We start from the raw sequence: 24625 nt of genomic DNA on the forward strand, positions 1-24625 counted from the left end.
TAGAGCATTTGCTTACGCGTTGCGCTTGAACGAGATGAAGGCGAAACCAATAAGCGAGATTACGGCGGCGACAACCATGTAATAGCCGACATAGTCGAAGCTATAATGCGTTGCCAGCCATGTTGCGATGTAAGGGGCCACCGATGCGCCCAGAATTCCCGCCAGATTGAAAGTGAGCGAAGCGCCCGTATACCGAACGGAGGTTGGGAATGGTTCGGCAAGCGCTGCACCGATTGGACCATAGGTCAGCCCCATCAGGCTGAATCCGATGATGAGAAAGGTAAGAACGCCAGCTGTGCCAGCCATGAAGAGTGGGGCCATGACGAAGCCATAAACGCCGATGAGAGCCGTCACCGCAACCATTACCTTTCGCATTCCGTATCTGTCGGAGAGCAGGGCCGCAACCGGAATGGTGAGGCCGAAGAATACGACGCCGACCATCTGCATGACGAGGAATTCTTCACGGCTATAGCCAAGCGCACGCGTACCCCAACCGAGCGAAAACACGGTCATAAGGTAGAACAGAACGAAGGTTGCGACCGCTCCGATAGTGCCTAGAAACAGGCTCATCTTATGTTGCCTGAACAAGGTGGCAACAGGAACTTCGACGCGTTCGGCCTTGTCTATGGCCTTCTGGAATTCCGGCGTTTCCGCGACCTTCAATCGAATGAAAAGGCCGACACCAACCAAAAGGGCGCTGGCGATAAAGGGAATGCGCCATCCAAAGGCGAAGAATTGCTCTTCCGTCAAAGTTTCGGCCAGAAGGAAGAAGATGCCCGTTGCCAGAATGAACCCCACCGGAGCGCCGAGTTGGGGGAACATGCCATACCAGGTGCGCTTGCCTTGGGGTGCATTTTCCGTCGCGAGCAGGACGGCGCCGCCCCACTCACCACCAAGGCCGAGGCCCTGGCCCAGACGGCAGAATGCGAGCAGCAATGCCGCCCAGACACCGATGGAATCGTAGGTAGGCAGGAAGCCGATAGCGACTGTGGAAATGCCCATGGTCATAAGGGCTGCAACGAGCGTTGCCTTACGGCCGACCTTGTCGCCGAAATGCCCGAACAGTGCACCGCCGATGGGGCGGGCAAAGAACGCAATTGCGAACGTGGCCAGCGATTGGAGCAGCGCCGAGTTGCCGTCGCTTGCGGGAAAGAAAAGATGCGGGAACACGATCACCGCAGCGGTAGCGTAAATGTAGAAGTCGAAGAATTCGATCGTTGTTCCGATCATGCTCGCGGCCAGAACGCGGCGCGCAGAGTTTTTCAGCGGTACAACCGCTATAGCGACAGTCATTGTTTCATATCCAGTATTGTGGGCCGTCGAAAGGCTGGGAGGGGCCCGAGGTGGCGCCTCTTTAAAACGCAGGAAGATGAAACCGCAAGCGGAAAAGGGCGCTTGAGAAATTTTATGATTTCGGGAGCCTGTTTTTCGAAAGAAAAGTGAAAATGCTCAAAATCTGTGCTCTTAACGGTTCCGGTCTTTAATTTGCCTTGGCTGACGATTAAGTTTCCTGCATCACCTGCATGGGGAGAACGATGCGTCGCTCGCAAAATCAGTCTGGTTCAAGAGGTATGACACGGGGCCATGCTGCCCTGCGCTCGTCTTCTCGTACGCTGATCGCCTTGCTGTCGTTTCTCTTTCTTGTTTCGACGCAGCTTTGTTATGCCATGGCACACGATGTGTCGCCCGCTTCACCGGTTTTCGACATGCAGGAGAGTGTGGCTGGTCATATGGATCACGTCACAATGGCAACCGATAGTGAAAAAGCCGCTCCCACGGATCACGGCGTCAAGTCACCAAACGCCTGTGTCATGATAACATGCGGCGGTATGCACCAGATTGGAGCGGGCCTGCATATGTTCGTGCCCATTCGGGCTTTCGGCTTGCCGCCCCTTGTCGCGGCGTTAAGCGGCAGCGCGCTGCAGACGGATTTGCGACCGCCCATCTTGCGGACATAATCGGGTAAATGCCGCCGTTTTCTGCGGCCATGATGATTATTGTCTGGAGACTTACCATGACTGGAATTACACGTCGCCGCCTGCTCGCACTCGGTGCAGGTGTGGCTTTTCTTGCTGCTGTCCGCCCTTTCGAGAGCGCGGCGCAGGACATGCATCAACAAATGGGGCACGGGCAGAAACCTTTGCCGTCCGGAACCCGGATATTACCTCTGCCGCCGCTCGTAGAGCCGGATGCAACCGGTATAGTCAAACTCAAAGTGCAAACGGGCCGGCACAGTTTCGAAGAAGGAAGCGAAGCGGCATCCGCGGGCATCAATGGAGCCTATCTCGGCCCTCTCGTCCGTTTAAAAAACGGCGAAAGGGTTACATTGTCGGTTGAAAATGCCATGGAGGAAGAAACAACCCTTCATTGGCACGGACTCTTCGTCCCTTCTGTTCTCGATGGCGGGCCGCATAACCCCATTTCCGCGGGCGGGCGTTGGGAACCCGAAGTTACGATCAACCAGCCAGCCTCGTTCAATTGGTTCCACCCTCATCTGCACGGAAATACCGCTCGTCAGGCGCATATGGGCATTGCCGGTCTGATGATTGTCAGCGATGGCAAGGATACCGAGCGTGGATTGCCTGAAGATTACGGTGTGGATGACATTCCGCTGGTACTGCAGGACCGTCGGGTCATTGAGGGCAACGATGTTTATCGGCCCGACATGATGGATTTGTTGCACGGTTTCCGTGGCGATAAACTGATCGTGAATGGAGCGGTTTCGCCAGAGGCGCGTGTTCCTGCGTCGATCGTTCGTCTGCGTTTCTTGAACGGCGCAAATGCTCGAAACTTTCATGTCCGGCTGAGCGACACCCGGCCTTTGCTCGTCATCGCCTCCGACGGTGGTTATATCGAAAAGCCCGAACCTGTTGAACGACTGACTATCAGCCCCGGTGAGCGCTACGAGGTGCTTGTCGATTTTTCCAGGGGTAACGGTGCGGATCTGCTTACCTTCGATAGGGATGATGGCGGTGACGAACTGCACTTGATGCGTTTTTCCGTGGACACTGAACTGGTGGGGAAAATCACAAAATTGCCAGCCAGTCTCGACGGTCCCGATGCGCCGGACGAAAAATCCGCTGCAGGCCGGCGTTCATTCTTTTTCGATGAACGCCTGTCGGAGAACATGAAGCTGGAGCCGGTAAAACCGTCTACCAATCCGGGTACGGGACACAATATGGGCGCCATGGATATGGGGGCAATGCAAGGCGACGCCATGGATCACGACATGCACGGGAGTAGAAGTTCCTCCAATGCCGGTCCGGCGCTGGAGGCCTTGACGTCGGGCGTGGAGATGGCAATTGCCGGAAAGCCGTTCGACATGGGGCGTATCGATGTCGAAGCGAAGCTTGGTTCGTGGGAAATATGGGAACTTACGACCAAGGAGATGCCGCATCCGTTCCACATCCACGGGGCATCGTTCCGCATCCTGACGCTGAATGGCAAGGCTCCGCCTGTTCACCGCTCGGGGTGGAAGGATACTGCGCTGATCGACGGCAAGGCGGAAATTCTCGTTCATTTCGACCGGGAAGCAGCCCGCAGTCACCCGTTCATGTTTCATTGCCATGTATTGGAACATGAAGACGTCGGTATGATGGCTCAGTTTGTGACGCTGTAGCGTAGAGATGACCGCGCGGCTTGATCGACTGCGCGGTCATTAATTGTGGTGCCATAATCGCCGAACAACACTGGGGACTTGCTCCGCCTGCGGTCTGATCGAATAGACCGCAGCAGTTTCAAACCCTATCCCCAGTTTTCGATGCGGATTTTCGAACCATTCGAAAACCGCGAGATATGGAACGGTGAGGGATCAACAACCGGCGTTTCACCACTGACCATATCGGCGACGAGCTTCCCTGCGCCCGGTCCGATTCCGAAACCGTGTCCGGAAAAGCCTGTGGCCACGATCAATCCTTCGATGCCCGGCACAGGCGAAATAACCGGAATGACATCGGGCATGGTATCGATAAGACCTGCCCATTCCTGTGCTATTGTCGCCGATGCAAACGAAGGGATAGCCTGTTTGAGCTTTTTAAGAATCTGCGCATTGGCCGCACGATGCGGATCGGGGTCGAGAGTACGTATTTTCTCGAAGATTGAAACCTGATCGGCAGGGCGAAGCTTCCACTGGAAGGCTTCTTCGAAAAAACGCTCACCAAAGCGGAATCGCAGTGAGCGCCATTCGGTCGAAAGCGACGGAACGAAATCACGGAAGAATCGGAAACTGTCAGGCACGATATCGGCGATGGAACCGCCGAGGCTGGCGACCGTGTAGCCGCCGTCCAGCCTCTTGCGCAGTGCGAAATCCGAAAAGGCAATCGCCTGCTCGACACCTGTGTCGATTGGAGCGGTGCGAAAGACGGATGAGCGGACCTTGAGTTGAGGCAGGTGGGCATCGAAGGCCGACAGGATCAGTCGTGACCATGCGCCTCCTGCCACGACAACGGCTTCGCAAGACACGCGACCCTTTTCTGTCACGAGGCCCGTTATCCGGCCATTCGTGGTTTCTATGCCGCGCACGGCACAGTTCTGGAGGATGATCGCCCCATTTTCCTGTGCTTTCGCCGCAAGCGCCGGAACTGCTTTCTGTGGCTCCGCGCGCCCATCAAGCGGGGTGATCATGCCGCCTGCGAGGCGGCGGCTCATACCGGGTGCGAGTTCTTCGGCCTGGCGGGCATTAAGCAGATCGGTCTGGATACCGTGTTCGCGTGCAATGTCGATCCATCTGGCGTAGAGCGCCAACTGCTCTTCTTTCTCCGCAGCATAGGCAATCCCGGTAATCCGAAAGCCCGTTTCACGTCCGGTTCGTTCGTTCATGCCTTCCCATAGGCGCATACTCTCGATGATAAGCGGCAATTCACGGCTGTCGCGACCGGTACGGCGGCACCAGCCCCAGTTGCGGCTCGATTGCTCGCCCGCGATTTCGCCTTTCTCGAACAGGGCGACGGGGATGCCACGTTCAGACAGGAAAAGGGCCGTAGATACACCGATTATGCCACCGCCGATGATGGCGATACTGGTGGTATGCGGCAACGTTTCGGCCGTCGCGATCTTATCCGTGACCGGACCCATTTCATTATTCTCCTGAATGCGTGCGGGTGAGTTGAGTATGCGGAAGCATATCGAACATGCCCCGCTTTTTGTTCAATATCAACTGGATAACCGGCTCGGCAAATATCAAATTTTCATATTCATGAGGCTTGTGGTCTTGTTTCTATAGCTTTCCGTGAGATGAGCCTCTATATGCGGTTGAACAGTAATTTGAACACGCGGCCAGGCATATGGATGCACGCAATCCACACGATGAACGACAAGCTTTGAATCACGCCGGTCCGGCGCTAACGCTGACAGGTGTCAGCCGCCGGTTCGGTCGTGTTTGCGCGCTCAACGATATATCGCTGGACGTGCATCCCGGTGAAATCATTTGTCTGGTGGGACATTCCGGTTGTGGCAAAACCTCTCTCCTGCGGGTAATCGCGGGAATCGATGCTCCAGATAGCGGTCTTATCACCATGGGAGGGGAGGCACTTGTTTCGCCTTCGGTTTTCGTCGAGCCGGAAAAGCGCAATGTCGGCGTAGTTTTTCAAGACTATGCATTGTTTCCACACCTCACGGTGAAGGAAAACCTGCTCTTTGGCTTGCGGAAAATGCATCGAGACGAGGCGAATGCGAGGGTGAGCGAGCTTCTTGATCTCGTTGCGCTGTCCCATATGGCCAACCGCTATCCGCATATGCTTTCAGGTGGGGAGCAGCAGCGTGTCGCACTGGCTCGTGCGCTTGCTCCCAAGCCGCATCTCTTGCTGATGGATGAACCTTTTTCCAATCTCGACAGGGGCCTGCGCGCCACCGTGCGACGCGAAACAGTCGCTCTGCTGCGAAAGCTTGGGACAACGGCAATAATTGTGACCCACGAAGCGGAGGAAGCGCTCTCGACCGGTGATCGGGTGGTGCTCATGCGTTCGGGAGAAATAGTTCAAAGCGGCTCCGCCCGCGATCTGCATGAGCGGCCCGTGAACAGGTACGCGGCGGACTTTTTTTGCGATTTCAATGTGATATCGGGAAATTTTGACGGGCGGGCACTGATTACACCCTTTGGGGCCGTCAAGGTGCCGAAGGCGTTGCCAGCGGGGGCGGAAACGATCCTCTATCTGCGCCCGCGCGATTTCACCATTCTGACCGAAGACAACATCGATAGAACCTCGCTGCGAGGTCGGATAGAAGCGCGCACATTCCTGGGAGAAATCGAGGAACTGGTGGTGCGTGTAACCGATACGGGGCCGCGCCTGAGAATCCGCACACATCAGCATATTCCCATGTCTGCCGCCGAAGTGTTGATCTGCCCGCATTGGGAGAAGGTACTCGTTTTTTCTGCGTGAAAGAAAATATCTGCATCTGACCTGTCCTGACCAATTGACCGTGAGCAAAGCGCGCCATATAAGTTGATCAATAAGCTCATGATTCAAAATGAACAGATTCATTCGGAGGTAAAATGTCCAAGTTCACGCGTTCCGGCCTTGCTTTCGTGGCAGCGGCGCTCCTTGCAGGCGCAGCCCAAGCAAATGAAGTGAACATCTATACGACGCGCGAACCGGGGCTCATTCAGCCTCTGCTCGACGCCTTCAAGTCGTCTACGGGCATCACCGTCAACACGGTATTCCTGAAGGATGGTCTGGCCGAACGCGTGGCATCGGAAGGCGAGAACTCGCCTGCGGACATTCTCATGACTGTTGACGCCGGCAATCTGGTGGACCTTGTTGAAAAAGACCTGACCCAGCCGGTTGACTCCAAGGTGTTGAAGGATGCCGTTCCTGAACAGCTTCGCGACGCGAAGGACAACTGGTTTGCTCTTTCTCTGCGCGCCCGTATCGTATATGCGGCCAAGGATTTGGAATTAGACAAGATCAATTATGAAGACCTTTCCGATCCAAAGTGGAAGGGCAAAATCTGCATCCGCGCAGGTCAGCATCCTTACAATACAGCTCTCTTTGCCGATTACATCGCTCATTACGGTGCGGAAAAGACCGAGGAATGGCTGAAGGGTCTCAAGGACAATCTAGCCCGCAAGGCTGCTGGCGGCGACCGCGACGGCGCAAAGGATATTGTCGGCGGCATCTGCGATATCGCTGTGGCCAATTCCTATTATGTCGGCCTGATGCGTTCGGGTAAGGGTGGCGATGAGCAAAAGACCTGGGGCGAGGGCATCAAGGTTCTGCTGCCGACCTTCAAGGACGGCGGTACGCAGGTCAACATCAGCGGTGCTGCCGTTGCAAAACACGCGCCCCACAAGGAAGAAGCAGTGAAGCTGCTTGAATATCTGGTTTCGGACGAGGCCCAGAAACTCTATGCGAAGGCCAACTTCGAATATCCGGTGAAGCCGGGCGCGCCGCTCGATCCAATCGTGGAATCCTTTGGCGAACTGAAGGTTGACAGCGTACCTCTTTCTGAAATTGTCGCGCATCGCAAAAAAGCAAGCGAATTGGTCGACAAAGTGGGCTTTGACAACTAAAAAGCCGGGCAAATTGCGTGAAGCGGCGCCGGTGCAGTCATGCGCCGGCGCCGCAGTATCGAGAGGCCAATGATAGAAGCATTTACAGCGATGCGAAAACTGACTTCGCAGCCGGTACGGGCAGGGCGCGGCTGGCTTTGGCTTTCAGCGCTGGTAGCGACGTTGGTTATGTTGCCGGTTCTGGCGCTCATGCTGGAGGCCATGCATGGTTCGGCGGGGCTATGGACACACCTGCTGTCTACCAGTTTGCCGACAGCTTTTCTCGATACGATCATTCTGCTTGCAGGCGTCGGTATTATTGCCGCGACGGTTGGAACCTCCATGGCATGGCTGGTGACTGCCTATGACTTCCGGGGACGCGGCATATTGGAGTGGGCGCTTTTGCTTCCGCTGGCCGTGCCGACTTACATTATCGCTTACGCCTATCTCGATATACTTCATCCCATCGGGCCAGTGCAGGGCGCTATTCGCTTTTTGCTGGGGTACGACAGCCCGCGTCAGTTTCGGTTACCCGATATCCGCTCCATGACAGGGTGTATTATTCTTCTGGGGTTTGTTCTCTACCCCTATGTCTATATTCCGACACGGGCGATGTTTCTCACCCAGTCCGCCAGTCTGATCGAAGCCGCCCGAACGCTGGGTGTGAGCCGGAGAGGAATTTTTTGGCGTGTAGCGCTACCACTCGCCCGTCCGGCGGTGGCGGTCGGCGTCAGTCTCGCCCTGATGGAGACGCTGAATGACGTCGGCGCGGCCGAGTTTCTTGGCGTGCGCACGCTGACAGTTTCGATCTATACAACATGGATCACGCGGTCCGATCTGCCGGGCGCGGCCCAACTGGCGCTGGCGCTGTTATTTCTCGTTGTAGCACTTGTTTCAGTAGAGCGGTGGGCGCGTCGCAAACAACGCTTTTCTTCGAATATCCGACATTCACGCGGGTTCGATCCGGTAAAGACAGGTCGTTTCCAGGGCATCGGACTTTTGTGCCTGTGTGCGTTGCCCGTTCTGATCGGATTTGTCTTGCCCGCTACCTATCTGGTTGCCGAAGCAGCTAAAAGGGTAGGTTTTGCTGGTATCTCGTCACGGTTGGCCAGTGAGGCCTTCAACACCATCGCCCTGGCGTCGATCGCAACGGCCCTGGTTCTCATTTGCGGTATGCTTGTCGCTTATACCGTTCGGCTTTTTCCCGGGGTAGTTTCGCGCTGGCTATATCGCCTGTCCACCATGGGCTATGCAGCACCGGGCACGGTGATAGCAATCGGCATTCTGGTGCTTGCGGGAGGCTTCGATCGCTTGTTCAATCAGTTTACATCCGACCTCTTCGGATTTTCTGCTGCGCTGATGCTGATCGGCACGGGTGGAGCGGTCGTTTATGCCTATGTCGTACGGTTTCTGGCAATCTCTGCTGGCGGCATCGATTCCGGACTGGAACGTATACCTCTGTCGCTCGATCATGCGTCGCGCACTTTGGGGCGCGGCGTGGGGGCGACGTTCCGTGCGGTTCACCTGCCTCTTTCCAAAACCGCGATCATTGCTGCAGGGCTTCTGGTTTTCGTGGATTGCGTAAAGGAACTACCGGCAACGCTTCTGTTGCGTCCCCTGAATATCGAAACTTTCTCTACCCATCTTTATGGTGAAGCAGCGCGGGGGACCTATGAGGAAGCATCCATAGCAGCTCTCGCAATCGTTATCGTCGGCATCTTGCCGGTGATCCTGCTTGCCCGCGTGGGGCGGCGCTTTGGCAAGAGCCGCTGACTCGCTTCGTTTGTTATAAGTTGCGCCGGTCAGTTTTTTATCGGGCGGAATGCTGTCTCTAATTGTTACAAAGCTGTTACCGGCAGCGATTGTAACTGTAATGTGACGGGTGCAACCAATCGTGATTGAACGCCGAATTTCCCTGTCCGTGGAAGGAGTTGCCCCGCGTCTATCCCGTCGATGAGCGTGAATAAGGCAATATTTTCAACACGATATTTCGCGTGATCGCAATAATAAGTGAGTTTATCCAAGGCCAGTTTCCGTGCTTCTAACATTTTGCGGCCACAAAGCGAAAGCTGAATGGAGCAAACGGTAACAGTACTCCAGATCGTAACGACGATACTGAAAGATCAATCGTTATAAGTTTTGGTTTAAGTGGATGACGGAAACAATGCTTACTTCGCCACAATGGCTTCCGGTCGAGTTGCTCAATATCGGGCTGGCCGCGGCCCTTTTCTTTGCCTGCCTCGTTCATTCGTTGTGGAAGGCTGTTTTTGACGAACTCAATCCTGTGTTCTGGCGCCGCACGGCCGCTTTACTCTGGGGCGGTATCTTTGTTGTCGCTTTGAGTGGAGGGCTGGAAAGCTTCAGTTGGCCGCAGGCCATAGGCTGGCTTCTGGTACTCGGCGGCGTGGCTGCGACCGTGGCACGCACCGGTATGGGCTATTATCGCCAGTATTGTGCACATACGTCACGCGGCGTTCATTCTGGACGCACGCGGCTTTCGGGGCGGTGATCGTCATGTTTGCAAAGACAGTCGAAATGCCTTTAAGACTTCACCGCCCGCGTAGCCTGCGCTCGTTTTTTATCCGCGCTTTTGGCTCTGTGCGATCCCGTAAATATTCGTAGAGCGTGCGCCTGAGCGGCAGTAAGCGAGGATCGGTCCTTCCGCTTCCTCCAGAGCTGCCGTCATCGCGTCTACATTCTCCTGGGTCAAATGTCCGCCGACGACCGGGACATAGTAGGTGGCAAGCCCTGCCTTTTCTGCTACGCGCGTAATTTCAGCGAATTCAGGTTGGTCAGGCCCGCCTTCGTGATCGGGGCGATTACAAATAATTGTGCGGAACCCCTCCGCTGCAATATCACGTACATCGTCGGGTTCGATCTGCCCCGTGACCGAGTAATTATCGTCTATCTGGCGAATATCCATTTTTTCCTCGCTTGCCGCTGGACTACAGCGACTTGTCCGATGGCACCTTACATAAAAGCTGATTTCATGCCACATGAAACTGTTAGGTTCATAATGCGATGGCAGGCGAGCGAACGAGATGACCATCCAGAAGACAAGTCGGAACGCGGCTCATGTCGCACATCGTGCTTCGCGTTTTCATGAAGACATTCGTAAAGTACCGGAGGAGGTACCTGTAGCGGTCAGCTACAATGGCTCCACGCAGGCCGTTATGATGGCAACGCCTGACAATCTTGAAGACTTTGCCATCGGTTTCACCCTGACTGAAAATATTGTCGATCATATTTCAGAGATCGAATCCGTTGAAACTGTCGCCTTCGAAAAGGGCATAGACATACAGATCAGACTGGCCGAACCTCAGGAACAGCGGCTTGCAGCGAGACGCAGATTTATGGCCGGGCCTGTCGGCTGCGGGTTGTGTGGCATTGACTCGATCGAACACGCACTGCGCCCGCTGAAAGCTCTGGATTGCAAAGGCAGGCGGTTTTCGGCGAGAGAAATCTGCTCCGCCATCGCTTCGCTAGCGGAGGGGCAACAGTTGAACGCCGAGACCAGGGCGGTCCATGCGGCGGGCTTTTTTGTGCCGGGTGATGGGCTTGTTGCCGTCCGGGAGGACATTGGTCGCCATAATGCGCTCGACAAACTTGTCGGGGCGGTTTCGCGCGCGGGCGTCGCATCAGGACAGGGAGTTGTAGCGATTACCAGTCGTGTCTCGGTGGAGATGGTGCAAAAGGCCGTAATGTTCGGTGCACCAGTTCTGGCGGCTATTTCGGCCCCGACAGCCTTGGCAATCCGAACGGCAGAAGAAGCAAACCTGACGCTTGTCGCGCTGGTTCGCGGCGATGAGTTCGATATTTATACCCATGCGGAGCGCATCTTGGAGGAATGACCGGCCTCTTATTGGAGGCCGGTCCAAAGCACTTACACGAGCGCAGCGAGGCGGCTGCGTTCACCAACGATCTGCAAGGCTGCATGGGCGGCTTCCACCCCTTTCACCTTGAAGTGTGCGTGGAAGAAATCGTGATGTTCCTTGCTTTCGTGGTAATGATGCGGGGTCAATACGACGCTCAACACGGGTACTTCGGTTTCAAGCTGGACCTGCATCATGCCGTTGATAACGGCGGTTGCCACGAAATCATGACGATAGATGCCGCCGTCCACGACGAAAGCCGATCCGACAATGGCGCTGTATCTTCCCGTCCTGGCAAGGGTCTTCGCGTGCAGCGGGATTTCATAAGCTCCCGGAACGTCGAAGATTTCCACTTCCACATTGGTTCCGGCCTTTGCCGCTAGTTCCTCGATGAAGCTTTTGCGGGATTCGTCGACAATATCGGCGTGCCAGCGGGCTTGAATAAAAGCAATTTTGAATGAAGTCTTGTTCGGATAGCTCTGGTTCATAGGTTCCTCAAGAAACTAGAATCAGGGCGTACAAAGGAACGCACAGTCCGTGCCAGAACAGCACAAGCGCTACGCTCTTTCGCTCTCTTCCATCCGGACTGTAACCGTCGGCTCCGGCATCTCACCGGATCTGCTGACCTTGGATGAAGGCAAAGTCCCTTTTCCAAGCGCTCGCGGGCTCAAAGCGTAAGCTTTATACCGCCGGTGGGGAGTTTCACCCCGCCCCGAGAACAAACTCGCACACCATTGTGCAAGCGGAGCGAACGTAGCTGCGCGCCAGGTACTTGTCCAGCCCGCCCGAAGAGATTTCCGCCTCTCATCGGAGAATTGCCCGTCGAGGGTTTTCCGGTTTATTCGCTGAGAGTTTCCTATGAGTTTGGTTTGATGGGATAAAATAACTCTTTGTTTTAAAAGAGCTTTTGGATGTTGTCTTTCGATACTCTATTTTAATCGATTAAATTTCGTACACATTCTCCAGCGGGGGATATTGACACCGTAGCGGTGTTTGAGCCTATCCTGCGATCCACATCTTGTCTTTGGGAATGGCTCACATTCCTAAAAGACAACGTTGTCAATCGGGGTAAAGCGGCGTAAGAGTGAGGTGGAGGATTCCGGGATGAGCGCCGCAAGCAAGGGCCGGGCACAGGCGATTGCATGAGCTTTCGCACCGTATTGCGGCAGTGAACAGGAGGAACCGGCTGTTTGATGTTGCCGGTTTCGAGCCCGCGCCGAAAGGCGCGGATGGGATAACGAGGCGGAATGCCGAACTGGTGCAGAGGCACGAGTGGCAATCCGGGACTATGGTTTCGTTTGTTTCTACGGGAGGTAGATATGCATAAACTTTTGAAGCTCGCCGCGATGGGTACAGCAGCCTGTGCCTTGCTCGCCGGAATGGCGCCTGTCGCCAATGCGCAGGACAAGCAGAATGTTGAAGTTCTGCATTGGTGGACCGCCGGCGGCGAGGCGGCCGCACTCGATGTCCTCAAGAAGGATCTCGAAAAGAAGGGTATTAGCTGGACCGACATGCCGGTTGCCGGTGGTGGTGGCACGGAAGCCATGACCGTTCTGCGCGCACGCGTAACTGCCGGCAATGCACCGACAGCCGTGCAGATGCTCGGCTTCGACATTCGCGACTGGGCGGAACAGGGCGCTCTCGGAAATCTTGACGATGTCGCGAACAAGGAAGGTTGGGAAAAGGTAATTCCGGCTCCTCTGCAGGAGTTTGCAAAATATGACGGTCACTGGATTGCCGCTCCTGTAAACGTTCACTCCACCAACTGGATGTGGATCAACAAGGCAGCGCTCGACAAGGCTGGCGGTAAGGAGCCTACCAACTGGGACGAACTGATTGCCCTCCTCGACAAATTCAAGGAGCAGGGCATTACGCCGGTCGCTCATGGCGGTCAGCCATGGCAGGACGCCACGATATTCGATGCAGTTGTACTTTCTTTCGGTACGGACTTCTACAAGAAGGCCTTCATCGATCTCGATCCTGAAACCCTCGGCAGCGATACGATGAAGCAGGCTTTCGATCGCATGACAAAGCTGCGTTCTTATGTGGACGACAACTTCTCCGGTCGTGACTGGAACCTCGCTTCGGCCATGGTCATCGAAGGCAAGGCGGGCCTCCAGTTCATGGGCGACTGGGCAAAGGGCGAGTTCATCAAGGCTGGCAAGAAGCCGGGCGAAGATTTTGTCTGCATGCGCTATCCGGGCACGCAGGGCGCCATAACTTTCAACTCTGACATGTTCGCGATGTTCAAGGTCTCGGAAGACAAGGTTCCAGCCCAGCTCGAAATGGCTTCGGCAATCGAAAGCCCGATTTTCCAGTCGGCCTTCAACGTGGTGAAGGGGTCGGCTCCTGCACGCACAGACGTACCTGACACCGATTTTGATGCTTGCGGTAAGAAGGCTATCGCCGACGAAAAGGAAGCGAGCGAGAAGGGAACCATGCTTGGCTCTATGGCACATGGCTATGCCAATCCGGCTGCTGTGAAGAACGCCATCTATGACGTGGTAACCCGTCAGTTCAACGGTCAGCTTTCTTCGGAAGACGCCGTCAAGGAACTTGTTACGGCTGTAGAAGCCGCGAAGTAACGACAGGTAATAGACGTCCGGGAGTTCATCCCGGACGTTTTTTATCCGGCGCGGCCCGTTGCCGCGTACGTGAAACAAGCCGCACGCGGCGGTCCGCTGGCCATCAGGATTATAGACGGCCAGCATAAACAAGGTGACGCAAACATGCAGCGTAACAGCCGATTACAGGAACTGGTGCCAAAACTGGTTCTGGGGCCGAGCTTTCTTATAGTGCTCGTCTTCGTCTACGGTTTTATTGTCTATACCGGTATTCTCTCACTATCCAACAGCCGGATGCTGCCATCCTATGGCTTCGTCGGACTGACGAATTACGAAAAGCTCTGGGCTTTGCCCCACTGGTGGCGTGCAATAACCAATCTGGCAATCTTTGCGTCGCTCTACATTATCGTCTGTTCGATTATCGGCCTCTTTCTCGCGATCCTTCTGGACCAGAAAATCCGCGGCGAGGGTGTTCTGCGCCCCATCTATCTCTACCCTATGGCTCTGTCCTTTATCGTGACGGGAACGGCTTGGAAATGGTTCCTCGATCCCGGCATAGGTCTGGAAAACACAATGCATTTATGGGGTTGGGAGAGTTTCTCCTTCAACTGGATCAAGAGCAATACGATGGCGATCTATTGCCTGGTGATTGCGGCCGTCTGGCAATCGTCCGGATTCGTGATGGCGATGTTCCTTGCGGGGCTGCGTGGTGTCGACAATGAAATCATCAAGGCTGCCCAGATTGACGGTGCTTCGACAGGGACGATCTATCGCCGCATCATCATTCCGCTGATGCGTCCGGTGTTTCTGTCGGCCTTTGTCGTGCTCGCGCATCTGGCGATCAAGGCGTACGATCTCGTCATAGCCCTTACCGGCGGCGGCCCCGGACAGGCAACAGAATTGCCGGCGACCTTCATGTATTCCTACACCTTCACCCGTAATCAGATGGGCATCGGCGCGTCGTCGGCGATCATCATGCTGGCGATGATATTCTCAATCATCATTCCCTATCTCTACTCCGAAATTCGCGGAGGGTCGCGGTCATGAGCACCCAGTCGCAGGACAATGCCATCAATAGCGGAAAGCTGACACGCGCACTGATCTATAGCGCGCTGCTGTTGTTCGCCTTTTACTATCTGCTGCCGCTCTATGTGATGCTCGTCAACTCGTTCAAGCCTCTGGACGAAATCCGCCAGGGCGGCATGTTGAATCTGCCACAGCATTGGACGATTGAGCCGTGGCTCTCCGCTTGGTCCACGGCACAGATCGGTGTCCAACCCACAGGGCTGAAGCCGTTCTTTATCAATTCCATATTGATGGTGGTGCCCGCTGTCGCGATTTCGACCATCATCGGCGCTCTCAATGGCTATGTGCTGACAAAATGGCGTTTTCGCGGGGCGAACGTCTTTTTCGGGCTTCTGTTGCTATCCTGTTTCATCCCGTTTCAGATCGTGCTCATTCCGATGGCGCGCGTTCTTGGTTTTCTTGGCATTGCAGGGACCTTGTGGGGCCTCATTCTCGTGCATGTGGTGTATGGCATTGGCTTTACGACGCTTTATTTCCGCAATTATTATGAGGCTTTTCCGACCGAGCTGGTGCGTGCTGCACAGATCGACGGCGCCAGCTTCTTCCAGATATTCTGGCGTATCCTGCTGCCGTCTTCGGGACCGATCATCGTGGTGTCGGTGATCTGGCAGTTCACCAATATCTGGAACGATTTCCTGTTCGGTGCCTCCTTCTCCGGCGCGCATTCGACGCCGATGACGGTGGCGCTCAACAACCTCGTTTCCTCTTCCACCGGCGTCAAGGAATATAACGTCCACTTTGCAGGCGCCATTCTGGCCGCTCTGCCCACGCTGATCGTCTATATCGTTTCGGGTCGCTACTTCGTGCGCGGTCTGATGTCCGGTGCCGTCAAGGGCTAGTTCTGGGATAAGTTGCAAATGTCTTTTCTGAAAATAAACAACCTCCACAAGTCCTACGGCAATGTTCCGGTATTGAAGGATATCAATATCGAAATCGATGAAGGTGGCTTTCTGGTGCTCGTCGGTCCATCGGGTTGCGGCAAGTCTACTCTTCTGAACACAATTGCCGGGCTGGAACCGATCACCTCGGGCGATATAGCGATCAACGGCAAGTCGATCGCCAGCCTGCATCCGTCGCAGCGCGATATCGCCATGGTTTTTCAGTCCTATGCGCTTTATCCGAATATGACGGTGGCAGGTAATATCGCATTTGGCATGGAAATCCGCAAAGTGCCGAAGGCCGAGCGTGACAAGGCCATTCGGGAAGTTGCTGATATCCTTCAGATCGGCCATCTGCTCGACCGCAAACCGAGCCAGCTATCTGGTGGTCAGCGCCAGCGCGTTGCGATGGGACGCGCCTTGGTTCGAAATCCGCAGGTCTTCCTGTTCGACGAACCTCTTTCCAATCTCGACGCAAAGCTGCGTGTGGATATGCGCACCGAGATCAAACGGCTGCACAGCCGCATGAAGACCACGATCGTGTATGTGACGCACGACCAGATTGAAGCCATGACGCTTGCCACCAAGATTGCAGTTCTCAAGGACGGCGTTTTGCAGCAGTTCGGTACACCTGCTGAAATCTACAATAATCCTTCAAACATGTTTGTCGCTGACTTCATGGGGTCGCCTGCGATGAATCTTCTGACCGTACGGGTGGAAAAGAACGGTTCGGATTATGCGATTTCGCTCGAGCGTGGTGAAGGCGACGCTCTGACACTCCCGTTGAAGCACGCCCCGAGCGGTCTTGGCGACTATGTTGGCAAGGAGATCGTATTCGGAATTCGTCCCGAGGCCCTTACCGATCCCGATGGTGCCGATCGCAACGCGCGTGCTGTCGTTGAAGGTGACTGTCTGATCGACGTGGTAGAACCGGCCGGTTCGGACACTTTTGCCGTCACGCGCCTTGGTGGCAAGCATGTGGTGGCGCGTCTACGTGCCGATGCGAGCATCATCGCGGGGCAGTCTTCGCGGCTCGCTTTCAATCTGGACAAGTCCGTATTCTTTGATCCAGCTACGCAGACGCGAATTTTGTAGGATCAAATATTTGCGGGTCAATGTTTGGACTAGTATCGTGCGCCAAGCGGTTTAACTTTACGCCATGACCCGCAAAATAGGAACATTTGCCACGCTTGGGCGGATGAGTTTCGCGACGCTTGTAAATTTGACATTCGCCACGGGAGCATCTGCCGCAGAAGACGGAGCCGTTTTTGCTTCGCTGGAAGCGCGCGCCCTCTTGGGGGATAAAGCCAGGTCGTCATTGAACCTGGATAAATGTCGACAGCTAACTGGTCTGACTATTCAAGCGCCCCGCGGCTTTTGGCATGAGATCGTTCCCTCGCCTGTAAAATCATCGACTCAAGACAAGGCTATAGTCTTTACAGGTACTATCCTCATCATAGGGGAAGATTATACGCCGATTACTGAATTCACGCGTTATGTGGTTCAGCCCGACGATACGGTGTTTGTCACCATGCGAGCGTTGCCACCGAAAACCTACGATATCGGGACTGATATCAAAACGTTCTCCTGTAAATTGGGTGAGGGCGTAACATTGACTTTTGGAAGGTGACATAAGCGCTCATTCTCGCCGAACGAGCGACGTTACTTACTGAAATGAAAAGAGCGTTTCCCTATTATCGGAAACGCTCTTTTTCGTGCTTGCCTGGAGGGCAAAGTAAAGATCTGTGAGGCCCGCGCTACCGCGCTTTTCGATCCGGTTGAATCAGGTCAAGGCTCTAACGCAGGAAGTCCAGTCCCAGGAGCCCTAACGCCAGCGCGGTGTTTAGCGATATGATCATCATACCGTAGACAAGTGCTGTTCTTGTAATATCGTTCATTTCCTACCTCCTTGAACCAGCACCCCGTTCCGGTTCGAAGCCGCGTGAAACTGTAACAAAATGTAACAAGCTGTTACGGGTAGCGCAACCCTGTTTCGCACAAATGTGAACGACTGAAATCTGGCGTGAGGTAAACGAGGGACAGCCGGGTGTTTCGTGAACACCAGCCTAGTAGCTATAAAATAACCTGTTTTTTTGCTTGTTCACCTCAATGTGACAGCTTATTAGCTGGCAATTTTGAGTATTGCATTACATAGGGGTATCGGTTTCGCCAGGTCCGTTGCTTCGGAAGATCATCGTGAATCGAATCATTCCTCTTGTATTAGCCATCGCTCTCTTCATGGAGCAGATGGATTCGAACGTCATTTCGACGTCGCTACCCGCTATCGCAACCGATATAGGTACAAGTCCGATTGCGCTCAAACTGGCGCTTACGGCCTATCTCGTCGCGCTTGCGGTATTTATTCCAATCAGTGGCTGGATGGCGGACCGTTTCAGTGCGAAGAATGTGTTCAGGGCAGCGATTGCAGTATTTGTTGTTGGGTCCGTTGCCTGCGCGGTATCGAATTCGTTGGCTGCTTTCGTGGTCGCACGCTTTCTGCAAGGCATGGGCGGGGCCATGATGACGCCAGTCGGCCGTCTGGTGCTTATCCGCTCGACGCCGCGTAGCGAACTCGTTTCGGCCATGGCCTGGTTATCGATACCGGCAATGGTGGGACCGCTCGTCGGACCGCCGGTCGGAGGTTTCATAACGACCTTTCTGACGTGGCACTGGATATTCCTGATCAATGTTCCGATCGGCATTGCCGGAATCTGGTTCGCGACACGTTTCCTTCCCGATAATGACGAGCGCATTGTAAAACGGCTGGACTGGACAGGGTTCTTTCTTTCCGGAATTGCGATGTCCGGCGTTGTGTTCGGACTTTCCGTGGTCAGCCTTCCGGCGTTGCCGCCGGCAGTCGGTTTCGCGACGCTTGCTATCGGTATTGCCTGCACGATTCTCTATCTGTGGCATTCGAGACGGGTGGACGCGCCGCTGCTCAATCTGAAGCTCTTCGAGAACCGGGTATTCCGGTCGGCTGTGATCGGTGGCAGTATCTTCAGGTTCGGGATCGGCGCCATCCCCTTCCTGCTCCCATTGATGTTTCAACTGGGTTTTGGTCTTACGCCGTTTCAATCGGGCATGATGACATTTGTCTCGGCGATAGGTGCCATCAGCATGAAGTTCGGAGCAAAGCGCATCTTTGCCCGGGTCGGTTTCCGGCGCGCCCTGATGACCGGTTCTCTGATTTCAGCGGGGTTCATTGCAGTCAACGGCCTGTTTACACCGTCAACGCCTTATTGGGTCATTATCGGCTTTCTGCTGGTCGGTGGTTTCGCTCGCTCACTGTTTTTTACCGGCGTCAACGCCTTGGCTTTCGCCGAAATACCCGACGAGAAAACCAGTCAAGCCACGCCCATTACGGCTGTTGCCCAGCAGGTTTCAATCGCCATCGGCGTAGCACTGGCAGGCGGAATCCTGGAAATCAGCACGTCGCTTCGCGGTTCGGATATCGCGTTGACGGATTTCCATATCGGTTTCTTCGTGGTCGCCGCTGTTTCTGCTTTGGCTTTCATATGGTTTGCACGCCTTGCGCCGGATGCTGGCAAGGAACTGGCCGCGCCAACCGTTACGAAGCATCGCAGCAAGGAACGTACGGCTGTTGAAGCTGCCAGCACATCTGCCGGCAAATAAGGGTCAGCCTTTGAAGTCCCGTGCCAGCAGGTAAAGCTCGACCGATTCAGCGCGGGATGCCGGTGGCTTTACGTGATGCACCGAGCGGAATTTCTGCTTGAGAAGTGCCAGAAGCTCATTTTCCGTGCCGCCCTGGAAAGTTTTGGTCAGAAAATGGCCGCCGGGCTTGAGTACGGAAATCGCAAATTCGGCGGCCACTTCGCAAAGATGCGCAGTCCGCAAATGGTCGGTTCTGCGATGACCTGTCGTCGGAGCAGCCATGTCTGAGATGACGAGATCGGGCTTGTCGCCCAGGGCTTCCATCAGTTTTTGCGGGGCTTCGTCATCCAGAAAATCCATTTCCAGCAAAATGACACCGGGCAGGGGATCGACGTGCAGATAGTCGATCCCGACAACCTGTGGCTCCTCATCGGTGGAGCCGACGATCCTGGCGGCGATCTGCGACCAGCCGCCGGGGGCAGCGCCGAGATCGATGATTTTCTGACCCTTTTTGAGCAGATTATAGCGCTCGTTGATTTCGAGCAGTTTGTAAGCCGCGCGCGAGCGATAACCGTCCTGCCTTGACTTGTGCACATAAGGATCGTTCAGGTGGCGTTCCAGCCAACGGCGCGAAGACTCCTTGATGGTCCCGGCTTTCTTTTTTACACGCACGTGCAGATTGCTGGTACCGGCGCCGCCGCGCCCGCCCGTTCTCGCTCCGCCCTTGCTTCCGCCTGCCTTGCTCATTGTTAATGCCTGTTTCTAGCGCCTGCCGCGCGGTTGTGCCGCCATGCGCCATCGCGCGACATCAGTTCGGTCAAAATGCCTTCGCGCAACCCGCGATCGGCAACGAGTAGTTTTTCGCTTGGCCATACTTTGCGAATGGCATCGAGAATGGCACAGCCGGCCAATACCAGATCGGCACGGTCGGCGCCAATGCATGGATTGGCGACGCGGGCCTCGAAGTCCCACGAGAGAAGACGGTTGGTCATCTGCGTCACGTCTTCCGCGTCCATCCACATACCATCCACGCGACGCCGGTCGTAGCGCTCGAGACCGAGATGAATGCCAGCAAGTGTCGTTACTGTTCCCGATGTGCCGAGCAGATGAAAGCGCGGGCTGGTCGTCAGCTTCCCAAGACATTGGCGCTCGGCAAACTGAGAAAGCAGATCGGTCACATGGTTGACCATGGAATCGAAGCCTTCCTGCGTGACGTTGCGCCCGCCGAAACGCTCGGCAAGCGTCACGACGCCTACCGGAAGCGAGGTCCAGGCCATGATATGCTCCGCCAGGCGAGGCGAACGCCGCCGCGAAACATCGATCAATGCGATTTCCGACGAACCGCCGCCAATATCGAACAGCACGACCGCATCCGTATCACGGGTAACGAGCGTTCCGCAACCCGACACGGCAAGGCGCGCTTCGGTCTGCCGGTCGACTATCTCCAGCTCAAGCCCGGTTTCTTCGCGAACGCGCGCCAGAAACTCCTCACCGTTGGCCGCCGAACGGCAGGCCTCGGTGGCTATCAGCCGCGACCGGCGTATCTTCTTGCCCGCCAGTTTGTCGCGGCAGATCTTCAACGCTTCCACGGCCCTGCTCATGGCGTTGTCGCTAAGCCGCCCGGTTGCACTGAGACCTTCACCGAGGCGAACGATACGCGAAAACGCATCCACGACACGAAATTGTCCGGGTCTCGTTGGCGATGCAATCAGCAGACGGCAATTATTGGTTCCAAGGTCCAGCGCGGCATAGAGAGATGCTTCGCTCCTGTTATGGTGCGCGCTGTTTGTATCACGTACGGTTTGGGCCGGATGGACCTTACGCTTGTGTGTCGACGGCTGCGGATTGTCGATCCCCAGCACGTTTTGCAGAGCCTTTGCTGCGTTCTCCTGTGCGTGAGGCTGCTGACCACCCTGCTGGCGAGCCTGCTTTTTCTTGCGAGCACGCCGACGGCGATTGGATATTTTGCCAGAAGGGCGCTGTTCGACGTTCGCTGTTTCGGCAACAGGAGCCTTTTGATCTGAAGCTTCCGCGTTGGGCGACTTTCCGCGCCGACGGCGGCGCGCACGCTTACGCTGGCTCTGAGAGCCCTTGTTCTGCGGGTCATCCTGCGGTTTTGAGCGTCCTGAATCGGAAGCGCCACGCGCATTTCCGACCTCTGCCACGGCGTTCTTGCGCTGTCTGCGCTTGCCGTTTTCGGACGGATTCCGGGTCTGCAAATTGCCCGAATGTCCGCCGGACGCCCCTTGGCGCACCATTTCGGCGGTGCCCTCGTCGGGGTTTTTCAAGGTTTTTGTCCTTATGGCGCCGCGCGAACCCATGAGGACGCAAGCAAGGCGCTTCAAATTTTACGTTGTGCATAATGTAACAGTGGTTTTCCGTTTTACCAAGGGGCAGGCTGTAGGAAGCCGCCGGAAAATTTTTGAAAGCACGTAAGAGTTTTGACCGCCCGGTGTGCCGGGAGGGCTTTCGCTGGTTGCGAAAGCCCTTGCCTGACAGAAGAGCACGAGCAGATTGAATTTGACGTCTGAACCCCAGCTGAGTGAGAATCTTTCTCAGACTCTAAATTCAAAAAATCCACTAAATACATAAAGATATTAGTGTTAGTTCGATTTCGGTATCTGCCCGGCGCTGTATCTGGAGGATAAAAATGCCGGAAGTATACCGCTAAATGTCGTAAGTGTGGGCTGCGTTGATGGTCGCAACGAACTGGCGTGTACGCTCACGGGTCGGTCTGGTGAAAATCTCGTGGGCGGAACCCGTCTCGACGATATTCCCCGATTCGAGAAAAACGACGTTTCTCGCGATCTTGGAAGCAAGGCGCAGGTCATGCGTGGCAATGACCATCGTTGTTCCCTCTTTTGCAAGTTTGCTGAGAACGTCGACCACTTCAGATGCCAGTTCCGGATCGAGAGCGGAGGTCGGTTCGTCGCACAGCAGGACGCGCGGGGATGGAGCAAGCGCACGCGCTATGGCGATACGCTGCTGTTGCCCGCCCGAAAGTGTCGCCGGCCATGCATCGGCCTTATGAGCCATGCCCACCTTCGTGAGCAATTCCATCGCGCGTTCCCGGGCCTTTTCCTTCGGCCATTTCAGAACGGTAACGAGACCTTCCATGACATTCTGAATCGCGGTCTGGTGAGGGAAAAGCTGGAAGTTCTGGAATACCATGCCGGTCTGCTTGCGGATCGACTGGATCGCCTGCCAGCTTGGCTTTCGGTTCGGCTCGAACGCAATGGTCTGCCCGCCCAGTACCAGCGTGCCGGCTGTCGGAATCTCCAGAAGATTGATGCAGCGCAGCAGCGTGCTTTTGCCTCCGCCGGAAGGGCCGACGAGGGCGGTCACCGTGCCTTCAGCAATAGCGACATTGATATCGTTGAGGATGACCGCCTCATCGAAGCGTTTGACGATATGTTGCAGCTCAATCATGCGTTTGTCTCCAGCGTTCCGCCGTAGCGTCCGAAGCGCCGTTCCAGCCTTACCTGCATCGCGGACAGAACAGAGCTCATCACCAGATAGATCAAAGCCGCTTCAATATACAAAATGAGTGGTTCATAGGTCGTTGCCACGATGCGTTGGGCGGACTGAAACAGTTCTGGCACGGTGATCGCGGCGGCGAGAGACGTATCCTTAACCAGAGAAATGAACGAGTTGGATAGCGGTGGTACGGCAGTTCTTGTCGCCTGAGGCAAAATGGTGCGGGCGAGCGCTTGGCGCCAACTCATTCCGATGGAGTAAGCCGCTTCCCACTGACCTTTTGGAACGGCAGATATGACCGCGCGGATGATTTCGGAACTGTAAGCTCCGACGCTGAGCGTGAAACCGATCACGGCAGCGGGAAACGCATCGAGATAAATACCCGCGCTTGGCAAGCCATAGAAGATCACGAAGAGTTGGACCAACAGAGGCGTACCGCGGAATATCCACACATAGAACCGGGCAACGGACGAAAGCCAGAGCGGGGCAAAAAGCCGGACGAGAGCAGTCAGGAGCCCAAGCGCAAGACCGAAGGCGAAAGACAACAGGGTCAGTGGAATGGTAAATATCAGTCCCGCCCAGAGGAGGGTGGGAAGGGATTCTGACATAAGTTGAAGCCAATCGGGCACTGGTTTCGGCTCCTTATGAATGCGTGAGGACAGACTTGTTTCAAGCGCGAGAATAATGTCGAGCCTATCTTATACAGGCCGACATCCTTGGCTTGGAAAAATATTTTGCAAAGACCACAAAGAAACGAAGCCGGAAACAGCTTCCGGCTTCGCCAACAGGGAAAACGCGGCCTTTACTTGGAAACGTCCTGGCCGAAGTACTTTTGCGAAATCTTGTCGTAGGTGCCGTCGGCTCTGATCTCATCCAGCGCCTTGTTGATTGCAGCCACCAGATCGTCATCGCCCTTACGCATGATGATACCAGATGCGTCTGCATTTTCCTTCTCTGCCACCACCTTCACAGGAGCCTTCGGCTGGTGCTTCCGGAAGTCGAGGAAAGACAGGCTGTCATTGAGCGTTGCATCGGCGCGTCCGGTCAGCACCAGCTGGATCGATTGGTCGAAGCCGTCTGTGGCGACGAGTTCGGCACCAGCCTCCTTGGCGATCTTGCCGTAATTGCTGGTCAGCGACTGGGCAGATTTCTTGCCTTTCAGGTCGGCAAAACCTTTGATCTCATCGTTCTTTTCATTGACGATGAGAACGACCTTCGAAACAATATATGGATTGGAGAAATTGAACTTCTTCTGGCGCTCTTCCGTGATGCCGACCTGATTGATGACGGTGTCATAGCGGTTGGCGTCGAGACCGGCAATCAGGCCGTCCCATTTGCCTTCGATGAACTCGGCTTTCACGCCCAGCTTCTGGGCCACGGCTTCGCCAATTTCCACGTCGAAACCGACGAGCTTATTGTCTTTGTCGTGGAAGGTGAACGGTGCATAGGTGCCTTCCGTGCCGATCTTGAGCACACCCGCAGACTTGATGGCGTCGAGGTTTTCGCCCGCCAGTGCAGTGGAGAAAAGCGCTGCCTGGAGAACACCGACCGTAGCGAAGATTTTTGCGAACTTCATTTTGAGGCTGCCTGTAAAATTATTCGATGAGATGCAGAATACAGGAATTTCATTCTAATGAAGCGTCGAAAATA

The 24625-nt window shown here is 55.3% G+C and carries 22 protein-coding genes and 1 riboswitch; of the genes, 13 read left to right on the top strand and 9 right to left on the bottom strand.

Annotation, left to right across the window (positions count from 1 at the left end):
- Positions 1-12 precede the first annotated feature (12 nt).
- Positions 13-1293, bottom strand: a complete 1281-nt coding sequence (locus tag FHS76_RS03425) for an MFS transporter (protein WP_183648101.1) — start codon at positions 1291-1293, stop codon at positions 13-15.
- Between the two features lie 278 nt (positions 1294-1571).
- On the opposite strand from FHS76_RS03425, the gene FHS76_RS03430 reads away from it, so the two are divergent.
- Both FHS76_RS03430 and cueO read left to right on the top strand, forming a co-directional pair.
- Positions 1572-1958 carry a hypothetical protein gene (locus tag FHS76_RS03430; RefSeq protein WP_235992549.1) on the top strand — a complete coding sequence of 129 codons (387 nt, stop codon included), beginning with the start codon at positions 1572-1574 and terminating at the stop codon, positions 1956-1958.
- A 56-nt stretch (positions 1959-2014) separates the two neighbouring features.
- Positions 2015-3619: a multicopper oxidase CueO gene (cueO, locus tag FHS76_RS03435; RefSeq protein WP_183648104.1), complete on the top strand. Its 1605-nt coding sequence runs from the start codon at positions 2015-2017 to the stop codon at positions 3617-3619.
- Between the two features lie 125 nt (positions 3620-3744).
- Here the strand turns inward: cueO and FHS76_RS03440 are convergent, their stop codons facing one another.
- The gene (locus tag FHS76_RS03440; protein WP_183648107.1) at positions 3745-5073 is read right to left on the bottom strand and encodes an NAD(P)/FAD-dependent oxidoreductase; all 1329 of its coding nucleotides are present in this window, start codon (positions 5071-5073) and stop codon (positions 3745-3747) included.
- 209 nt (positions 5074-5282) lie between these two features.
- Here FHS76_RS03440 and FHS76_RS03445 point away from each other — a divergent pair, with 209 nt between their 5' ends.
- The 4 genes from FHS76_RS03445 to FHS76_RS03460 all read left to right on the top strand — a co-directional run bounded on the left by FHS76_RS03445 (position 5283) and on the right by FHS76_RS03460 (position 9995).
- A complete protein-coding gene (locus tag FHS76_RS03445) occupies positions 5283-6377 on the top strand; it encodes an ABC transporter ATP-binding protein (RefSeq protein ID WP_183648110.1) in 1095 nt (364 codons plus the stop codon).
- Positions 6378-6490: 113 nt separating this feature from the next.
- Positions 6491-7507 carry a Fe(3+) ABC transporter substrate-binding protein gene (locus FHS76_RS03450; protein ID WP_183648114.1) on the top strand — a complete coding sequence of 339 codons (1017 nt, stop codon included), beginning with the start codon at positions 6491-6493 and terminating at the stop codon, positions 7505-7507.
- A gap of 69 nt (positions 7508-7576) precedes the next feature.
- Complete coding sequence (locus FHS76_RS03455; RefSeq protein ID WP_235992550.1) at positions 7577-9259, top strand: ABC transporter permease; 1683 nt, start codon at positions 7577-7579, stop codon at positions 9257-9259.
- A gap of 391 nt (positions 9260-9650) precedes the next feature.
- The gene (locus tag FHS76_RS03460) at positions 9651-9995 is read left to right on the top strand and encodes a hypothetical protein (protein ID WP_235992551.1); all 345 of its coding nucleotides are present in this window, start codon (positions 9651-9653) and stop codon (positions 9993-9995) included.
- Between the two features lie 69 nt (positions 9996-10064).
- On the opposite strand, the gene FHS76_RS03465 is transcribed toward FHS76_RS03460, so the two are convergent.
- Positions 10065-10409, bottom strand: coding sequence for a TIGR01244 family sulfur transferase (locus FHS76_RS03465; protein WP_183648124.1), 345 nt, complete (start codon positions 10407-10409; stop codon positions 10065-10067).
- 118 nt (positions 10410-10527) lie between these two features.
- Between FHS76_RS03465 and fdhD the strand changes: the two genes are divergently transcribed.
- The gene (gene fdhD, locus FHS76_RS03470) at positions 10528-11337 is read left to right on the top strand and encodes a formate dehydrogenase accessory sulfurtransferase FdhD (protein ID WP_183648127.1); all 810 of its coding nucleotides are present in this window, start codon (positions 10528-10530) and stop codon (positions 11335-11337) included.
- 32 nt (positions 11338-11369) lie between these two features.
- Here the strand turns inward: fdhD and FHS76_RS03475 are convergent, their stop codons facing one another.
- The gene (locus tag FHS76_RS03475; protein WP_183648130.1) at positions 11370-11846 is read right to left on the bottom strand and encodes a 6,7-dimethyl-8-ribityllumazine synthase; all 477 of its coding nucleotides are present in this window, start codon (positions 11844-11846) and stop codon (positions 11370-11372) included.
- A gap of 77 nt (positions 11847-11923) precedes the next feature.
- Positions 11924-12082: riboswitch (FMN riboswitch) on the bottom strand.
- A gap of 595 nt (positions 12083-12677) precedes the next feature.
- Between FHS76_RS03475 and FHS76_RS03480 the strand changes: the two genes are divergently transcribed.
- The 6 genes from FHS76_RS03480 (at position 12678) to FHS76_RS03505 (ending at position 19519) form a co-directional block, all read left to right on the top strand.
- Positions 12678-13943 carry an ABC transporter substrate-binding protein gene (locus FHS76_RS03480; RefSeq protein WP_183648133.1) on the top strand — a complete coding sequence of 422 codons (1266 nt, stop codon included), beginning with the start codon at positions 12678-12680 and terminating at the stop codon, positions 13941-13943.
- A 144-nt stretch (positions 13944-14087) separates the two neighbouring features.
- On the top strand, positions 14088-14969 hold the full coding sequence (locus FHS76_RS03485) for a carbohydrate ABC transporter permease (RefSeq protein ID WP_183648136.1): 882 nt from the start codon (positions 14088-14090) through the stop codon (positions 14967-14969).
- Complete coding sequence (locus tag FHS76_RS03490) at positions 14966-15847, top strand: carbohydrate ABC transporter permease (protein ID WP_183648139.1); 882 nt, start codon at positions 14966-14968, stop codon at positions 15845-15847. The genes FHS76_RS03485 and FHS76_RS03490 overlap by 4 nt, the downstream gene beginning before the upstream one ends.
- A gap of 18 nt (positions 15848-15865) precedes the next feature.
- Positions 15866-16981, top strand: coding sequence for an ABC transporter ATP-binding protein (locus FHS76_RS03495; RefSeq protein ID WP_183648142.1), 1116 nt, complete (start codon positions 15866-15868; stop codon positions 16979-16981).
- Between the two features lie 64 nt (positions 16982-17045).
- The gene (locus FHS76_RS03500; RefSeq protein WP_183648145.1) at positions 17046-17516 is read left to right on the top strand and encodes a VirK family protein; all 471 of its coding nucleotides are present in this window, start codon (positions 17046-17048) and stop codon (positions 17514-17516) included.
- A 566-nt stretch (positions 17517-18082) separates the two neighbouring features.
- Complete coding sequence (locus FHS76_RS03505; RefSeq protein WP_183648148.1) at positions 18083-19519, top strand: DHA2 family efflux MFS transporter permease subunit; 1437 nt, start codon at positions 18083-18085, stop codon at positions 19517-19519.
- A gap of 3 nt (positions 19520-19522) precedes the next feature.
- Here FHS76_RS03505 and FHS76_RS03510 read toward each other — a convergent pair whose 3' ends face one another.
- The 5 genes from FHS76_RS03510 to FHS76_RS03530 form a co-directional block, all read right to left on the bottom strand.
- On the bottom strand, positions 19523-20245 hold the full coding sequence (locus FHS76_RS03510; protein WP_183648151.1) for an RlmE family RNA methyltransferase: 723 nt from the start codon (positions 20243-20245) through the stop codon (positions 19523-19525).
- Positions 20246-20247: 2 nt separating this feature from the next.
- Positions 20248-21786 carry a Ppx/GppA phosphatase family protein gene (locus tag FHS76_RS03515; protein ID WP_183648153.1) on the bottom strand — a complete coding sequence of 513 codons (1539 nt, stop codon included), beginning with the start codon at positions 21784-21786 and terminating at the stop codon, positions 20248-20250.
- A gap of 379 nt (positions 21787-22165) precedes the next feature.
- Positions 22166-22927 carry an amino acid ABC transporter ATP-binding protein gene (locus FHS76_RS03520; RefSeq protein WP_183648156.1) on the bottom strand — a complete coding sequence of 254 codons (762 nt, stop codon included), beginning with the start codon at positions 22925-22927 and terminating at the stop codon, positions 22166-22168.
- Positions 22924-23604 carry an ABC transporter permease subunit gene (locus FHS76_RS03525; RefSeq protein ID WP_183648159.1) on the bottom strand — a complete coding sequence of 227 codons (681 nt, stop codon included), beginning with the start codon at positions 23602-23604 and terminating at the stop codon, positions 22924-22926. The genes FHS76_RS03520 and FHS76_RS03525 overlap by 4 nt, the downstream gene beginning before the upstream one ends.
- Before the next feature lie 173 nt (positions 23605-23777).
- The gene (locus FHS76_RS03530; protein ID WP_183648162.1) at positions 23778-24551 is read right to left on the bottom strand and encodes an amino acid ABC transporter substrate-binding protein; all 774 of its coding nucleotides are present in this window, start codon (positions 24549-24551) and stop codon (positions 23778-23780) included.
- Positions 24552-24625: the final 74 nt, after the last annotated feature.

It is taken from the genome of Brucella daejeonensis (assembly GCF_014199265.1).
Taxonomy (GTDB): domain Bacteria; phylum Pseudomonadota; class Alphaproteobacteria; order Rhizobiales; family Rhizobiaceae; genus Brucella; species Brucella daejeonensis.